The organism is Parerythrobacter lacustris, from assembly GCF_024626475.1.
In the GTDB taxonomy this organism is placed as follows: Bacteria; Pseudomonadota; Alphaproteobacteria; order Sphingomonadales; family Sphingomonadaceae; genus Parerythrobacter_A; species Parerythrobacter_A lacustris.
Genome location: NZ_JANKHH010000005.1, coordinates 324,928 through 339,659, shown reverse-complemented (window position 1 = coordinate 339,659; position 14,732 = coordinate 324,928). Strand labels below are relative to the sequence as shown.

The window sequence follows — 14,732 nt, the reverse complement described above, 5'->3', positions numbered from 1 at the left end:
CAATCCGATTGTGCTGTCGCGAGTGGTCCGGACCTTTCCTGTCTCATCCGCAAGGGGCCGCGCCTCGCGGCAACGGTGTTGCGGTTGCCGTATTATATAACACATTCGCAACAAAATTGCGAGTCCCGCGAAGGTTGTGCCATTCCGGGAGCGTACATCTCAATCAGATCAGGAAAAAGTACTGGAAATTCAGTCGCCTTCGCCAGGCTCGGGGCTGAAATACTTGTCGAACTTGTCGTCTTCGCCCTTGTGCTCGTCGGCGTCCTCGGGCGGCGCCTTCTGGCTCGTGATGTTTGGCCATTCGGCGGAGTACTTGGTATTGAGCTCGAGCCACTGCTCGAGACCGTCTTCGGTATCGGGCAGGATCGCTTCGGCAGGGCATTCGGGTTCGCACACGCCGCAATCGATGCATTCGGAAGGGTTGATGACCAGCATCGTTTCGCCTTCGTAAAAGCAATCGACCGGGCAGACCTCGACGCAGTCGGTGTATTTGCATTTGATGCAAGCGTCGGTGACGACGTAGGTCATGGTGGCGAAATCCCCTTATCTGGTGCCGTAATCTCCGCTGCTAATGCCGATTCCCCTTGCCGGTCAAGCACCCGATAGCAAGTCGCCGCCTCGCTCGCCGGTCCGCGCCGATCGGGCAGGGCCAGAAGCTCGATGACGCGGACCGAATTGCCGACAGGGATGGTGAGTATGTCGCCGCTCGCAACCGGGGCGCTCGCGCGCAGGATGCGTTGCCCGTTGCAGCGCAGGTGACCCTCGGCGATCAATGCCTGCGCTGCGCTGCGCGTCTTGGTGAAGCGACAGCGGTGGAGCAACAGGTCGATCCGCATCAGCGCATCAGCTCCGCTAGTCCGGCGAATGCGCTTCCCTCGGGCGGGCGAACGGCCTGCTGACGTTCCACCTTGCGCCGCGACGGGCGCCATTCGAAGCGCTCGGGCTCGACCGGGCCTAATTGCCCCTCCTTCAGCTTGCGTGCCGGGAAATAGCGGAATCCCGCTGCCCCGAGCAGGCGGTGGAAGCTGTCGGCGGTTAGTCCGGTCGAGATCGCCAGAGAAGGATCGACGACGAAGCGGCGTTGTTTTGAAGAGGATCGCGCGTCGTGGGCCGCTCGCAGGATCTTCTCGGCAACATCGATCCGCACTGCTTGACTTCCCGCCGGACGATAGCCGGACGGAAGCTTCCCGCCACCATCGATGACGGCGCGCATCGCTGCTTCCAACGGACGGCGATCAACGCCCAGATCATGCAACAAGCGGCGCGGCGCGGGCTTGAGCAAGGATGGCGCAAAGATGTCGAGCGCGCCGAACGTGACACCAAGGCGGCGCAGAAAGGGACGCATTTCCTTGGGCAAGTGTTCAATTCCGGCCCTCTCTCGGCTGACGTATCCGTGCCCGGCAATGAGGTTGAGCAGCAGCGCCCGCGCGCGCGACCCGGCTTCGGGGTCGCTGGTTGCGGACTCCATCATGGCCAGCGGTCCCAGGGGCGAGAGCGTCTTGGTCAGCCACTCACCCAAAGCGCCGAGCAGTTTTGATCGAGCCGATTCGGGCAGGGCCGAAAGCTCCCGCACGGGTTCCAGTCTAGGTTCGATAGAGGAGCCCGCGACATCCAGCTTTGCCAATACCTGCCCGTTCCAGCAGATCGCTCCGCCGGAAAGCTCGATCCCGTCGAGGCCGCCGTCGACCAGCGCCCCGGCACGTTCGGCAAGGATGCGCGGGAGCGCTTTTTCCGCAGCAGCGAGCAGCATCTTGCGGTCGGCGTGGTTTGCGGTGTGATCAACCGTGAAGCGAAATCCGTCGACTGTGCCGATCGGCTCATCCTCGACCGACAGAATGCCGTCGTCCGAGAGTGTGACGGGCAACATCGCGGCATCCTGGCCCAGCGATTTCATCAGGAGAGCAGTCCTTCTGTTGACGAAGCGTTCGGTGAGGCGGGCGTGTAGCGCATCGGACAGCTTTGCCTCCACCCCTCTTGCGCGTGCGGCCATCTCGTCGCGCGCGAGCACCCAGTCGGGGCGTTGGCAGATATAGGCCCAGCTACGCACCGCCGCGATCCGCGCCTGCAGGGCATGGATATCGCCGCGCGTGTTGTCGAGTTCGGCGATCCGCGCCGCGGCGAAGTCCGCGCCGATATAGCCCTGCCGCAGATCCTGCCACAGCCGTGCGACGAAGCGTGTGTGCTGTTCGGCGCCGCTCTGGCGGAAGTCCGGCAGCGAACAAGCCTCCCAGAAACGCCTGATCTGGCCCGGGCCCCTGATGTCGTCGGCCAGCGGCTGGTCGGCCAGCAGCTTGAGGACCGCCAGATCGACCGCCTCGGGGGCAAGCCGCAGTTGCGGCTCCAGCGGCGGGGTTTCGAGGTCGGCGATAAGACCAGCGATGCTGTCGAACCGGGGTTCGGGTTCGCGCCAGTAAAGCTGCGTGATCGGCTGGAAGCGATGCTCCTCGATCGCGTAGATTTCTTCTTCGGTGAATTCCGCGGGCGCGGCATCGTGCTTTCCTGCGCCCGACAGCGTGCCGAAGGTCCCGTCGCGCTGGTGCCGCCCGGCGCGCCCCGCGATCTGCGCCATCTCAGCCGGGGTAAGTCGCCGCTCGCGCACGCCGTCGAACTTCACCAGCGAGGCGAAGGCGACGTGGTTGACGTCAAGGTTGAGGCCCATGCCGATCGCATCGGTCGCGACGATGTAGTCGACCTCGCCTGCCTGGAACATGGCGACCTGCTTGTTGCGCGTTTCCGGACTCAGCGCGCCCATCACCACCGCGCAGCCGCCGCGGAACCGCCGCAGCATTTCGGCCACCGCATAGACTTGCTCCGCGCTGAAGGCGACGATCGCGCTGCGCGGCGGCAGACGCGAGAGCTTGCGCGGTCCGATATGTCGCAGCGTCGAGAATCGCGGCCGACCGATGATTTCGGCATGCGGCAGCAGCGAGCGGATGACCGGCTCCAGCGTCGCCGCGCCCAGCAGCATGGTTTCCTCCCGCCCGCGGGTGTTGAGCAGCCGGTCGGTGAAGATATGCCCCCGTTCCCGATTGGCCCCGAGTTGCGCTTCGTCGAGCGCGACGAAGGCCAGCGGGCCATTGGGCCCGCCGCCTTCCCTCGGCATGGCTTCGGCGGTACACAGGAAATAGCGCGCATCGGGTGGCTCGATCCGCTCCTCCCCGGTGATCAGCGCGACCTGCTTCTCGCCCTTGATCGCGACCACCCGGTCGTAGACTTCGCGCGCCAGCAGACGCAGCGGGAAGCCGATCGCGCCGCTCGAATGGCCGCACATGCGCTCGATCGCAAGGTGGGTCTTGCCGGTGTTGGTGGGGCCGAGCACCGCCTTGACCGGGGTTCGGCTGGCTAGAGACATTTCTGCGCCTCCCTGCCAGCGTACCGGTCTGGCGGCAACCGGCAGCGGTGGCCCTTCAACACTCTGCCGCCAATCGGAGTCGTCTCACCGCGTCTTTAGCGGGTGTTAACTTTAAATCCTCACAAGTTTCGCGCACAGGGGCCGAACGGGTCGGGTCGCAGGTTTACGCGGCCTTTAATGGAGGGCGCGTTGTACCAGTCGCGCGAAATCGACGAAGCCGGGGATGCCGGGCGGGGCGATGATGCGCCGTGGCGCAGCGTTGCGCTCGCGCATACGCAGATCGTCGAAGAGGCCCGCTCGCGCACCCTCCAGCGCGCGGATGGATTCAGGGAAAAATTCGACGAATGGCGGTTTGCCGCCTCGCAGACACTGGCTCAGGTCGATCTGGCGCCCGATCTTGCCGAAGCGATCGGCAGCCGCCGATGGTTTCGCGGCCTCGGCACCTTCCTCGGCCTCTCTGCCTTTGCGCTGGCGCTCTGGCCCGATTTCTCGCCGGTCGAAGCCGCCCCCGCGATGGAAATCGACGGCACTTCGCAGGATGAATTTCGCAGCCAGATGATCCTCCCGCTCGCGCTCGGGGCAGACAGCGGCCGACACATGGGCGCGACACCGAGGGTGGCAGAGTTGAAGCGCGCACCCGAACGTCCGCAAATCCAGTTGCTCGCAACACTTGCGCGCGGCGACGGTTTCGACCGGATGCTCCAGCGCGCGGGCGTCGGCGCGGCCGATGCCGCACGGGTCGCCGAACTCGTCGGCCGCAGCGTCGCGCTGGGGGATATCGATCCCGGCACGCAGGTGGACATCACACTGGGCCGCCGCCCCGCGCCGGGCGAGGCGCGACCGCTCGACAAGCTGGCTTTCCGTGCACGGTTCGACTTGCAGCTCGCGATCGAACGGGTCGATGGCAACCTCGCGCTCCGCCGTATCCCGATCCGGGTCGATGATACCCCGCTGCGCATCCGCGGCACAGTCGGGAGCAGCCTCTATCGTTCGGCACGGGCGGCAGGTGCCCCGGCAAGCGCGGTCCAGCAATATCTCAAGACGCTCGGCGACCAGATCGACATGGACCGCGGACTCCGCCCGACCGACACTTTCGACATCATCGTGTCGCATCGCCGCGCCGCCACCGGCGAGCGCCAGGCCGGCCAATTGCTGTTTGCCGGGATCGAGCGCGGCGGAAAGCCGGTCACCCAGCTGATGCGCTGGGGGAAGGATGGCCAGTTTTACGAAGCTTCCGGAGTAGGCGAGCAGAAGAGCGGCCTGATGCGCCCCGTACCCGGGGCGGTCAGCTCGCGCTTCGGCATGCGGCGGCACCCGATTCTCGGTTATCGCAGGATGCACGCGGGACTCGATTTCAGGGCCTCACACGGCACCGCAATTGTCGCCGTGACCGATGGTACGGTGAATGCTGCCGGCCGGATGGGCGGATGCGGCAATGCGGTCCGGATCGATCATGGCGGCGGGTTGCAGACGCGCTATTGCCACATGAGCCGGATGGCGGTGCGCAGCGGGCAGCGGGTAAGCCGCGGCCAGGTAATCGGCTATGTCGGTTCGACCGGGCTCTCGACCGGCGCCCATCTGCACTACGAGATGTATCGCAATGGCCGCGCGGTCGATCCTGCAAGCGTGCAGTTCGTCACCCGAGCCCAGCTGAGCGGCGAGGAACTGCGCCGATTCCGCGACTCGCTGACCAGACTCCGGACGGTCGAACCCGGCGCTGCGCTGGCGGAACTCCAGAAGTCCTCGACCGAGACTGCCTCGGAAGAGCCGACGCGCGAAATCGACAAGCTCGATCGGCCGCGCAAGGCTGGCTGATCCGAAGGGCGATTGAACCTCGGCCCCATTTCCGGCACACACCTGCCGCATGACCGCCAGCTATCCCAACACCCGCCTCCGCCGCACCCGCGCCAGCGCATGGAGCCGCGCGATGCACCGCGAAACGGTGATGACTCCGGCCGATCTGATCTGGCCGCTGTTCGTGACCGGCGGCTCGGGCGTGGAAGAGCCCATCGCCAGCCTGCCCGGGGTCTCGCGCTGGTCGGTCGACGGGATCGCCGCGCGTGCAAAGGAAGCGGCGGCGCTGGGCATTCCCTGCATCGCGCTGTTCCCCAACACCCAGCCCGAGCTGCGCTCGGATGACGGCAAGGAGGCGCTCAATCCGGACAATCTGATGTGCCGCGCGATCAAGGCGGTGCGCGATGCCTGCGGCGGCGATATCGGTATCCTGACCGATGTCGCGCTCGATCCCTACACCACCCACGGGCAGGACGGGCTAGTCGATGCGAGCGGCTACGTCGTCAACGACGATACGGTCGCGGTGTTGGTCGACCAGGCAGTCAACCAGGCCGATGCCGGGGCAGACATCATTGCCCCGTCGGACATGATGGACGGCCGCGTGCGCGCGATCCGCATGGCGCTCGAAATGAACGGGCATCCCAATGTCCAGATCATGGCGTACTCGGCCAAATATGCTTCGGCCTTCTACGGCCCGTTCCGCGATGCGGTCGGCAGCGGGGGCCTGCTCAAGGGGGACAAGAATAGCTACCAGATGGATACGGCAAACGGCGACGAAGCCATGCGCGAGATCGCGCTGGACATTGCCGAAGGGGCTGACAGCGTGATGGTCAAGCCCGGCCTCGCCTATCTCGACATCATCTGGCGTGCCAAGCAGCAGTTCGGCGTGCCGGTCTTCGCCTACCAGGTCAGCGGAGAATATGCTCTGATCGAAGCGGGTGCGGCGGCAGGCGTGGCGGACCGCGATGCGCTGCTGATGGAAAAGCTGCTCGGTTTCAAGCGCGCGGGAGTGAGCGGCGTGTTGACCTACCATGCACCGGTTGCCGCGCGGCTTCTGGGCGCGTGATCCATGGCCGACGGGTTTCGCCTCGAGACTGCGCGTCTTGTGCTGCGCGATTGGTCGGAGGAAGACTGGCCAGAGTTTTTCCGCGTCACCAACACCTCGGCGGTGATGCGCTGGCTCGGCGGCGTGCTCGACGAAGACGGCGAGGCGAAGCAGCGCGCGCGGGTGGAGGCGTGCCAAGCCGCTAACAGGTTCTGCTTCTGGGCGGTCGAGCGCCGGGACGACGGCGCGATTCTCGGCTTCTGCGGCCTCAAGCGCTCCAACCAGCCCGGCGGACCGATGGGGCTGATGGAGGTCGGCTGGCGATTTCGCGAGGATTGTTGGGGCCAGGGCTTCGCGAAAGAGGCTGCGACCGCGGCGCTCGATGCCGCCTTCGAACTGTTCGGTGCGGACGAGGTGGTCGCCTTCACCGTAAGACGCAATATATCGAGCTGGGGCCTGATGAAACGCCTCGGCATGCGGCGGCGCGAAGATCTCGACTTCGCCAGCGCGGACTTCGATGCCGAGGATCCGACGATGATCGTCTATTCCACCGGCAAGGACGAATGGGGCGCGCCATGACCGATGCATTTCACTTGGAGACCGAGCGCCTCATCCTGCGCGACTGGCGCGAACAGGATGCGGAGGACTTTCATCGACTCCACTGCGACCCGAAAGTTATGGCGACGCTCGGCCCGGTGCGGGAGATGGGCTACACCACCGGCCTGATTGCCGACCTGCAGCAACGCTCGCGGCGCAATGGCGGCTTTACCTACTGGGCTGTCGAGCGGCGCGAGGATCGCCGCGTGATCGGGTTCTGCGGGCTGGATCGAGGGCATGAGGAACCGATCGTCGGCGCGCTCGAAATCGGCTGGCGACTGGCGAGCGATTGCTGGCGGCAGGGCTATGCGCTGGAGGCGGCGCGGGCTTCGCTCGCGTGGGCACAGCAGAACTTTCCTTCCGAGCCGGTCGTCGCCATCACCGCCGAAATCAACGAGCGCAGCCGCGCGTTGATGGAAAAGCTGGGCATGCGCTATCGGCCCGACATGGATTTCGACCATCCCAGCGTGGCCGCGGGCAGCCCGCTCAAGCGCCACGTCGTCTACGAGGTTCACCATGGCTGACATTGTCGCCGAGACCGAGCGGCTGGTACTGCGCACGATCGAGCCGGACGACGCTGTGGAGCAGGACCGTCTGCTCAACACCCCGGCAGTGATGGCGCGTCTCGGTGGGGTGAAGGAACTGCACGAGATCGAAGCCAAGCACGCGAAGTCGATGGCGCTCTATGCGCAGGAAGGCTTCAGCTTCCTGTTCATGATCGAGAAGGCGAGTGGCGAGATGGTCGGCCACTGCGGCCTCAAGCGGGTGGACAACCCGCTTGCTCGCAACCCGGGGGATCACGAAGTCGGCTGGCTGGTGCGCGAGGACCGCTGGCGCAGGGGCTATGCCGAGGAAGCGGTGCGCGCGGCGCTCGACTGGGGCTTCGGCCGGGTCGATGCACCGTTTATCGTTGCGTTGACCAGCCAGACCAACGTGCCGAGCTGGAAACTGATGGAAAAGCTCGGCATGCGGCGGCGCGTGGATCTCGATTTCGACGATCCGGCCTATCCGCCGGAGGATCGCACGACGATCCTCTACAGCATCGACGCCGAGACCTGGCACAGGAGCCGCCCATGACTATCCACCGCCCCGGTGTGAACATCGTCCCGATCCACGGCAAGACCCCACAGATCCACGATACCGCATTCATCGCGCCCGGCTGCACGATCATTGGCGACGTGACCGTCGGGGCGGGATCGTCGATCTGGTACAACTGCGTGCTGCGCGCCGATGTCAGCCGGATCGTGATCGGCGAGCGGTCCAACGTGCAGGACGGCAGCGTGCTCCATTGCGACCCTGAGCGTCCGGGCGACCCGGAGGGTTCGCCGCTGATCATCGGCGACGATGTGCTGATCGGGCACATGGCGATGGTCCACGGCTGCCGGATCGAGAACCGCGGCTTTGTCGGGCTCGGCGCGATCGCGATGAACAAGGCGGTGGTCGGCTCCGACGCGATGCTGGCCGCCGGCGCGATGTTGACCGAGGGCAAGGTGATGGGCCCTCGCGAGCTGTGGGGCGGCCGACCGGCGCGGCTGATGCGCGAACTCGACGACGCGGCCATCATCGGCATGCGAATGGGCGTCGCGCATTATGCCGAGAACGCGAAAGCCCACGCCGCCGCCGTCCATGAAGCGCTCGAAAGCTGACCTGCCCGATCCGGGCGAGCTGCGCGCGCTGATCGATCCCGAAGGTCGGCTGGCTATCCGCGTCACCCCGGGCGGACGGGTCGAGGCGATAACACTCGAGGGCAGCAAGATTTCGATCAAGGTCCGGGCAAAGCCTCAGGACGGCGCGGCGAACGAGGCCGTCATCCGACTCGTCGCTCTGGCACTCGAACTCGCGCCGTCGAAAGTCGAACTGTTGCGCGGCGCAACTTCGCGCGAAAAGCTGCTGCGCATTCTGCTCTAGGCGTTAGCCGGAGACTTCAGATACTTCATCATGAAGGGCACGTAGTCTGCCTTGCCAATGGTCAGGCCTTCTTTCCGAAGGATCGCGTAGGCGGCCATCAGGTGGAAGTAGAACTGGGGCATCGCCCAGTCGCGGATGTACTCATGTGCCTGCATTTCGAACGCCTTGCCGTTGGGCAGGTCAAACTCGACCGTGGCATCGGAAGCAGGCCAGCTGGCGACGTCGGTGTTGGCGACAAGGGCCTTCGTTCTGGCGATCCTGGCGCGGGCATCGGTGAAATCGACGATGTCGCTGTCATCGGACTCGAGGCCCAACGCACCAAGCCGGTCGAGCGCGACAATGACCTGGCCGATAGTGAAGCGGATCTGCGTGTGGAGGGGATACATGTCCTCGGCCAGGCGGCTCTCCAGCAGGGCGACGCCCTTTTCATGCTCGCTCGCCTTGCCGACAAGGTGGTCAAGCGTTCCAAGCATGTTCTGGTAGGTGGCGAGCGCTGCGGTGGCGTAGGACATTGTTCTCTCCCGAATTGATGCGTGGGAGGTAGGCGCGGCTCAATCCCTGATCAATGCCTTCAATGCGTCGATCCGGTCGGCTTCGTGCGGCGGCTTGTCCCAGCGGATGCGGTGGATGCGGGGGAAGCGCATGGCGAGGCCCGATTTGTGGCGCTTGGACTCGTGCACGCTGTCGAAGGCGACCTCGAACACCAGGCTCTTGTCGGTCTCGCGCACCGGGCCGAAACGGTTGACGGTGTTCTGGCGCACGTGGCGGTCGAGTTTTTTCAGTTCCTCGTCGGTGAAGCCCGAATAGGCCTTGCCCACCGGCAGCAGTTCGGCCCCTGCATCCGGATCGCCGTCCCAGCAGCCGAAAGTGTAGTCGGAATAGAAGCTCGACCGCCTGCCGCTGCCGCGCTGGGCGTACATCAGCACGCAGTCGACCAGCAGAGGATCGCGCTTCCACTTGTACCAGTAGCCGACCCGGCGTCCGGCGATGTAGGGGCTGTCGCGGCGCTTGAGCATCAGCCCTTCGATCGCCTCGTCGCGTGCAGTGTCGCGAATGGCGGCAAGGTGCGCAAAGTCGTGAGCCTCGACCACCTGGCTGAGATCGAAATGCGTGTCAGGCAGGCGCGGCATCAGCGCCTCGAGCCGCGCACGGCGTTCGGTCCAGGGTCGCTCGCGCAGGTCTTCCCCTTCGAGGATCAGCGCATCGTATAGCCGTACGAAGGCAGGAAAGTCGGCCAGCATCTTATTGCTCACCGTCTTGCGCCCCAGTCGCTGCTGCAGCGCGTTGAAGCTCGCCGCCCCGCCCGCTTCCCCGCCCTGGTGCGCGCCGCGCACCAGCAGCTCGCCGTCGAGCACGGCGGGGAAGGGCATGACGTCGAGCAGTTCGGGGAAGGTCGCGGAAATATCGTCACCGCTGCGCGAATGAATCCGCGTCGATTCATTATCTTTGGGCCCGGCGCGCACCATCTGCACGCGGATCCCGTCCCACTTCCATTCGGCGGCATAGTCGGCGAGATCGACCACCGTCTCTTCGAGCGGGTGGGCGAGCATGAAGGGGCGGAAGGTCGGCAGGTTCTCGGTATCGGGCGGCGCTTCACCCAGCGCAGCCCATGCGAACAGCTCGGAATAAGGGGCATCGAGCCCGTGCCAATACTCCTCGACCTCCTCGACCGAAACGTCGAAGGCCTGCGCGAATGCCATCTTGGCGAGGCGGCTGGACACGCCGATGCGCATGGCCCCGGTGGCGAGCTTGAGCAGCGCGTAGCGGCCCGAGGCATCGAGCCGGTCGAGCAGCTGCGGCAGTTCGGCTTGCACGAACTTGCGATTCATGCCGCCAAGCAGCGCCACCGCCTCGCTCACCGTCGGCGGCGAGGGTAGATGGTCGGGGGCCGGCCACAGCAGGCTCGCGGTTTCCGCCGTATCGCCGACGAAATCGCGGCTCAGCGTCCACAATACCGGGTCGACCCGTTCCATCAGCATGGTGCGGATAGTCGAGCTCTTGATCGCCGGGAAATCGAGCCCGTCGCTCAGCGCCGCGAGTGCCCAGCCGCGATCGGGGTCAGGGGTCGCGCGTAGGTATTCCGCAATCAGCCGCAGCTTCTCGTTGCGGCTGCGAGTGTAGACCAGCGCGTCGACGAGGGCGGCGAATTCTTCCATCAGCCGCGTACCAATTTTGGATCACGCGGAGGCGCGGAGGCGCGGAGAGGAAAATGTCGCGCCGCAGGCGCGCTGAAATGCAGACGTACACAGGGACACGGGGACACCGAGGGATCGTGCCTTCCTCCCTGTGCCCTTGTGTCTCTGTGAGAGCACATATGGTGAATTGCGGCTTCGCCGCTGTTGCGGCCCCTCCGCGTCTCCGCGTCTCCGCGCGAGATCCTAATCATCTTCGTCCTCGTACCCCACCAGCGCGAGTGCGCGCGCGCGGCGCTGGTGGAGCTGGCACCAGCGCAGCAGCGCGTCCTCGCGACCGTGGGTGATCCAGTTCTCCGCTGCGTCCACCTCCCTGATCGTTCGCGTCAGTTCGCCCCAGTCGGCGTGGTCGGAAATCACCAGCGGCAGCTCGACATTGCGCTGGCGCACGCGCATCCAGCCGCTTGCCATGGCGGTAATCGGATCGGGCAGGCGGCGGCTCCAGCGGTCGTTGAGCGCACTCGGCGGGCAGATCACGATGTGGCCGCGAATGTCGTCCTTCGAATGGTCCGACACCAGCCGCAATTCGCCCAGGTCGACGCCAAATTCCTCATAGAGCCGGCACATCCGCTCCATCGCGCCGTGGAGGTAGATCGGTGCCTTATGCCCCGCGCGGCGCAGCTCGGCGATCACCCGCTGCGCCTTACCCAGCGCATAGGCGCCAACCAGAACGCATCGATCGGGGTGCGCGGCGAGCCGATCAAGCAGTTTCGCCATCTCGTCCTCGATCGGCGGATGGGTGAACAGTGGCAGGCCGAAGGTCGCCTCGGTCACGAAGATGTCGCACGGAGTGACTTCGAACGGCGGGCAGGTCGGGTCATGACGTCGCTTGTAGTCGCCGGTGATGACGACCCTCTCGCCCGCATGCTCGAGCAGGATTTGCGCGCTGCCGAGGACATGGCCGGCAGGGACATAGGTCGCATCGACGCCGCCAGGCAGCCGGATCGTCTCGCCATATTGGACCGGGACGGCCTTGTGCGGAATCTCACCCGCGTCGTTCTCGGTCCCGGTGCGATAGCGCAATTCCATGATCGCGAGCGTTTCCGGCGTAGCAACCGTCTCGCCGTGACCCCCGCGCGCATGATCGGCGTGGCCGTGCGTCACCAGCGCACGGTCAACCGGGCGCGAGGGGTCGACCCAGCAATCCGCCGGGGGGATATAAATTCCGTGCGGCTCCGGCTTGATCCAGGAAAAGGGCGCGGTCATGCGCGAGGAACGGGCTGTGAGGGCACAGAGTTCCACGACCGCCGAACACCCACCCCAACCCCTCCCTTCAGGGAGGGGCAGCGAGACTTGGCAGCTTGCTGCCTAGTCGCAGCGGGGTGGGATTGCGACGTCGAGGCCTTCAGCTTTCGCCCTTGCCTTCGTTGGCGTCGGCATCGGGGGTCTTGCTTGCCGGCTTCTTCGCCGCAGATTTCGTGCGCGGCTTCTTCTTTGCACTCGCCTTGGGCGGGGCCGGGGTCAGTTCGAAACTGGGCGCTCCGTCCTTGATCCCGACATGCACCTCGCCGCCGTCGGCCAGCTTGCCGAACAGCAGTTCCTCGGCCAGCGGCTGCTTGATCTTCTCCTGGATCAGGCGGGCCATCGGCCGTGCACCGTAGAGCTTGTCGTAGCCCTTCTCGGCCAGCCAGCTGCGCGCGTCGCTGTCGAACTGAATGTGGACGTTCTGCTCGGCGAGCTGGAGCTCGAGCTGGAGGATGAACTTGTCGACCACCCGCGCCACGGTCTCGCGGCCGAGGTAAGTGAACGGCACGATCGCATCGAGGCGGTTGCGGAATTCGGGGGTGAACATCTTCTTCACCGCCTCGTCCTGCGCATCTTCCTTGGACACGTCGCCGAAGCCGATCCCCTGACGCGCCATGTCGGATGCGCCGGCATTGGTGGTCATGATCAGCACCACATTGCGGAAATCGACCGTCTTGCCGTGGTGGTCGGTCAGGCGGCCGTTATCCATCACCTGCAGCAGGATGTTGAACAGGTCGGGGTGCGCCTTCTCGATTTCGTCGAGCAGCAGCACGCAATGCGGATTCTGGTCGACCGCGTCGGTCAGCAGGCCGCCCTGGTCGTACCCGACATAGCCGGGAGGCGCGCCGATCAGGCGGGAAACGCTGTGGCGCTCCATATATTCGGACATGTCGAACCGCTTGAGCTCGATGCCCATGATGCTGGCGAGCTGGCGCGCGACCTCGGTCTTGCCGACGCCGGTCGGGCCTGAGAACAGAAAGCTGCCTATCGGCTTGTCCGGATCGCGCAGACCCGCGCGGCTGAGCTTCATCGCCGTGGCGAGCCTGTGGACCGCCGCGTCCTGCCCGAACACGACATGCTTGAGGTCGCGCTCGAGGTTTTCGAGCGCCTTCTTGTCGTCGCTCGAAACCGATTTGGGAGGAATTCGCGCCATGGTCGCGATCACCGCCTCGATTTCCTTGGTGGTGATCTTCTTCTTGCGGCGGCTCGGGGGGACCAGCATCTGCATCGCGCCGACTTCGTCGATCACGTCGATGGCCTTGTCGGGCAGCTTGCGGTCGTTGATATAGCGCGCCGACAGCTCGACTGCGGTCTTGAGCGCATCGGCGGTGTAGGTCACCTTGTGGTGCTTTTCGAACGCGCTCTTGAGCCCGCGCAGAATCTTGATCGTGTCGTCGATCGTTGGTTCATTGACATCGATCTTCTGGAACCGGCGCAGCAGCGCGCGATCCTTCTCGAAGTGGTTGCGAAACTCCTTGTAGGTGGTCGAGCCGACGCAGCGGATCGAGCCGTTCGAGAGCGCAGGTTTGAGCAGGTTGGAGGCATCCATGGCCCCGCCGCTGGTCGCACCTGCGCCAATCACCGTGTGGATTTCGTCGATGAACAGCACCGCATCGGGCATGCCCTCAAGTTCGTTCACGACCTGCTTGAGCCGTTCCTCGAAATCGCCGCGATAGCGGGTGCCGGCCAGCAGCGCGCCCATGTCGAGCGAATAGATCACCGCATCCTTGAGCACCTCGGGCACTTCGCCCTCGACGATCTTGCGCGCGAGCCCTTCGGCGATCGCGGTCTTGCCGACGCCGGGATCGCCGACATAGAGCGGGTTGTTCTTGCTGCGGCGGCACAGGATCTGGATCGTCCGGTCGACCTCCGGCCCGCGGCCGATCAGCGGGTCGACCTTTCCAGCCTCCGCCTTGGCGTTGAGGTTGACGGTGAACTGGTCGAGCGCGGTTTCCTTCTTGTTTTCCGCCTTTTCGTCGCTCGCCTTGGCTTCTTCCGCTCCCTGCGGCGGCTTCGACTCGAGCTGTTTTCCGCCCTTGCCGATCCCGTGACTGATGAAGCTGACGGCATCGAGCCGGCTCATGTCCTGCTGCTGGAGGAAATAGACCGCATAGCTGTCCCGCTCCGAAAACAGCGCGACCAGAACGTTGGCCCCGGTCACCGTGTCCTTGCCGCTCGACTGCACATGCAGGATCGCGCGCTGGACCACCCGCTGGAAACCGGCGGTCGGTTGAGGATCGGACCCGTCCTCGCTCTTGAGCGACTGGTATTCCTGGTCGAGATACTGCTTCACCACCTCGGTCAGTTCGTTCAGGTCCACCCCGCAGGCATTCATCACCTGGGCCGCATCCTCGTCTTCGACGAGAGCGAGCAGGAGATGCTCCAGCGTCGCATACTCGTGGCGCCGCTCCGAGGCATTGGAGAGCGCGTTGTGGAGCGTCTTTTCGAGGTTCTGGGCAAAGCTGGGCATTCAACGGTCTTTCGCCGGAGGAGACGGATATTCCCTGAACGGGGAATAGAGGGAAACATGGTTAACGCAGTCCAAACGCGCCGCAATTTGCGGGGCGCCGCACCGAATGCTGTCAATATAGGACGGGGT

At 65.1% G+C, this 14,732-nt stretch carries 14 protein-coding genes; 7 read left to right on the top strand and 7 right to left on the bottom strand.

The features are described from left to right. Nucleotides 1–189 precede the first annotated feature (189 nt). The 3 genes from fdxA to NSO95_RS10840 are packed head-to-tail and all read right to left on the bottom strand — an operon-like array spanning nt 190 to nt 3,352. On the bottom strand, nt 190–528 hold the full coding sequence (gene fdxA / locus NSO95_RS10850) for a ferredoxin FdxA (protein ID WP_257596254.1): 339 nt from the start codon (nt 526–528) through the stop codon (nt 190–192). Next, a complete protein-coding gene (locus NSO95_RS10845) occupies nt 525–836 on the bottom strand; it encodes an RNA-binding S4 domain-containing protein (protein ID WP_257596253.1) in 312 nt (103 codons plus the stop codon). Before NSO95_RS10845 ends, fdxA begins: the two co-directional genes overlap by 4 nt. Next, on the bottom strand, nt 836–3,352 hold the full coding sequence (locus NSO95_RS10840; RefSeq protein ID WP_257596252.1) for a helicase-related protein: 2,517 nt from the start codon (nt 3,350–3,352) through the stop codon (nt 836–838). The genes NSO95_RS10845 and NSO95_RS10840 overlap by 1 nt, the downstream gene beginning before the upstream one ends. A gap of 177 nt (nt 3,353–3,529) precedes the next feature. Between NSO95_RS10840 and NSO95_RS10835 the strand changes: the two genes are divergently transcribed. Genes NSO95_RS10835 through NSO95_RS10805 form a run of 7 tightly spaced genes read left to right on the top strand, consistent with a single transcriptional unit; the run spans nt 3,530 to nt 8,696 of the window. Beyond that, nucleotides 3,530–5,167 carry a M23 family metallopeptidase gene (locus tag NSO95_RS10835; RefSeq protein WP_257596251.1) on the top strand — a complete coding sequence of 546 codons (1,638 nt, stop codon included), beginning with the start codon at nt 3,530–3,532 and terminating at the stop codon, nt 5,165–5,167. Nucleotides 5,168–5,216: 49 nt separating this feature from the next. Beyond that, nucleotides 5,217–6,212 carry a porphobilinogen synthase gene (gene hemB / locus NSO95_RS10830; protein ID WP_257596248.1) on the top strand — a complete coding sequence of 332 codons (996 nt, stop codon included), beginning with the start codon at nt 5,217–5,219 and terminating at the stop codon, nt 6,210–6,212. Nucleotides 6,213–6,215: 3 nt separating this feature from the next. Then, on the top strand, nt 6,216–6,770 hold the full coding sequence (locus NSO95_RS10825; RefSeq protein WP_257596247.1) for a GNAT family N-acetyltransferase: 555 nt from the start codon (nt 6,216–6,218) through the stop codon (nt 6,768–6,770). Further along, a complete protein-coding gene (locus tag NSO95_RS10820; RefSeq protein WP_257596246.1) occupies nt 6,767–7,312 on the top strand; it encodes a GNAT family N-acetyltransferase in 546 nt (181 codons plus the stop codon). The genes NSO95_RS10825 and NSO95_RS10820 overlap by 4 nt, the downstream gene beginning before the upstream one ends. Next, nucleotides 7,305–7,865: a GNAT family N-acetyltransferase gene (locus NSO95_RS10815; RefSeq protein WP_257596245.1), complete on the top strand. Its 561-nt coding sequence runs from the start codon at nt 7,305–7,307 to the stop codon at nt 7,863–7,865. Before NSO95_RS10820 ends, NSO95_RS10815 begins: the two co-directional genes overlap by 8 nt. Then, nucleotides 7,862–8,434: a gamma carbonic anhydrase family protein gene (locus NSO95_RS10810; RefSeq protein ID WP_257596244.1), complete on the top strand. Its 573-nt coding sequence runs from the start codon at nt 7,862–7,864 to the stop codon at nt 8,432–8,434. The genes NSO95_RS10815 and NSO95_RS10810 overlap by 4 nt, the downstream gene beginning before the upstream one ends. Further along, a complete protein-coding gene (locus NSO95_RS10805) occupies nt 8,415–8,696 on the top strand; it encodes a DUF167 domain-containing protein (protein ID WP_257596243.1) in 282 nt (93 codons plus the stop codon). The genes NSO95_RS10810 and NSO95_RS10805 overlap by 20 nt, the downstream gene beginning before the upstream one ends. Here NSO95_RS10805 and NSO95_RS10800 read toward each other — a convergent pair. The 4 genes from NSO95_RS10800 to clpA form a co-directional block, all read right to left on the bottom strand. Then, nucleotides 8,693–9,208, bottom strand: coding sequence for a DUF1993 domain-containing protein (locus NSO95_RS10800; protein ID WP_257596242.1), 516 nt, complete (start codon nt 9,206–9,208; stop codon nt 8,693–8,695). The two genes, NSO95_RS10805 and NSO95_RS10800, sit on opposite strands and share 4 nt — an antisense overlap. 39 nt (nt 9,209–9,247) lie before the next feature. Beyond that, nucleotides 9,248–10,852, bottom strand: coding sequence for a cisplatin damage response ATP-dependent DNA ligase (locus tag NSO95_RS10795; RefSeq protein WP_257596241.1), 1,605 nt, complete (start codon nt 10,850–10,852; stop codon nt 9,248–9,250). Between the two features lie 222 nt (nt 10,853–11,074). Further along, nucleotides 11,075–12,094 carry a ligase-associated DNA damage response exonuclease gene (locus NSO95_RS10790; protein WP_257596240.1) on the bottom strand — a complete coding sequence of 340 codons (1,020 nt, stop codon included), beginning with the start codon at nt 12,092–12,094 and terminating at the stop codon, nt 11,075–11,077. Between the two features lie 139 nt (nt 12,095–12,233). After that, on the bottom strand, nt 12,234–14,603 hold the full coding sequence (gene clpA / locus NSO95_RS10785) for an ATP-dependent Clp protease ATP-binding subunit ClpA (protein ID WP_257596239.1): 2,370 nt from the start codon (nt 14,601–14,603) through the stop codon (nt 12,234–12,236). Nucleotides 14,604–14,732: the final 129 nt, after the last annotated feature.

Excerpts from the sequence above, each read along its gene's own strand:
- fdxA (WP_257596254.1), bottom strand. The coding sequence starts at position 528 with ATGACCTACGTCGTCACCGACGCTTGCATCAAATGCAAATACACCGAC.
- NSO95_RS10845 (WP_257596253.1), bottom strand. The coding sequence starts at position 836 with ATGCGGATCGACCTGTTGCTCCACCGCTGTCGCTTCACCAAGACGCGC.
- NSO95_RS10840 (WP_257596252.1), bottom strand. The coding sequence starts at position 3,352 with ATGTCTCTAGCCAGCCGAACCCCGGTCAAGGCGGTGCTCGGCCCCACC.
- NSO95_RS10835 (WP_257596251.1), top strand. The coding sequence starts at position 3,530 with ATGGAGGGCGCGTTGTACCAGTCGCGCGAAATCGACGAAGCCGGGGAT.
- hemB (WP_257596248.1), top strand. The coding sequence starts at position 5,217 with ATGACCGCCAGCTATCCCAACACCCGCCTCCGCCGCACCCGCGCCAGC.
- NSO95_RS10825 (WP_257596247.1), top strand. The coding sequence starts at position 6,216 with ATGGCCGACGGGTTTCGCCTCGAGACTGCGCGTCTTGTGCTGCGCGAT.
- NSO95_RS10820 (WP_257596246.1), top strand. The coding sequence starts at position 6,767 with ATGACCGATGCATTTCACTTGGAGACCGAGCGCCTCATCCTGCGCGAC.
- NSO95_RS10815 (WP_257596245.1), top strand. The coding sequence starts at position 7,305 with ATGGCTGACATTGTCGCCGAGACCGAGCGGCTGGTACTGCGCACGATC.
- NSO95_RS10810 (WP_257596244.1), top strand. The coding sequence starts at position 7,862 with ATGACTATCCACCGCCCCGGTGTGAACATCGTCCCGATCCACGGCAAG.
- NSO95_RS10805 (WP_257596243.1), top strand. The coding sequence starts at position 8,415 with ATGAAGCGCTCGAAAGCTGACCTGCCCGATCCGGGCGAGCTGCGCGCG.
- NSO95_RS10800 (WP_257596242.1), bottom strand. The coding sequence starts at position 9,208 with ATGTCCTACGCCACCGCAGCGCTCGCCACCTACCAGAACATGCTTGGA.
- NSO95_RS10795 (WP_257596241.1), bottom strand. The coding sequence starts at position 10,852 with ATGGAAGAATTCGCCGCCCTCGTCGACGCGCTGGTCTACACTCGCAGC.
- NSO95_RS10790 (WP_257596240.1), bottom strand. The coding sequence starts at position 12,094 with ATGACCGCGCCCTTTTCCTGGATCAAGCCGGAGCCGCACGGAATTTAT.
- clpA (WP_257596239.1), bottom strand. The coding sequence starts at position 14,603 with ATGCCCAGCTTTGCCCAGAACCTCGAAAAGACGCTCCACAACGCGCTC.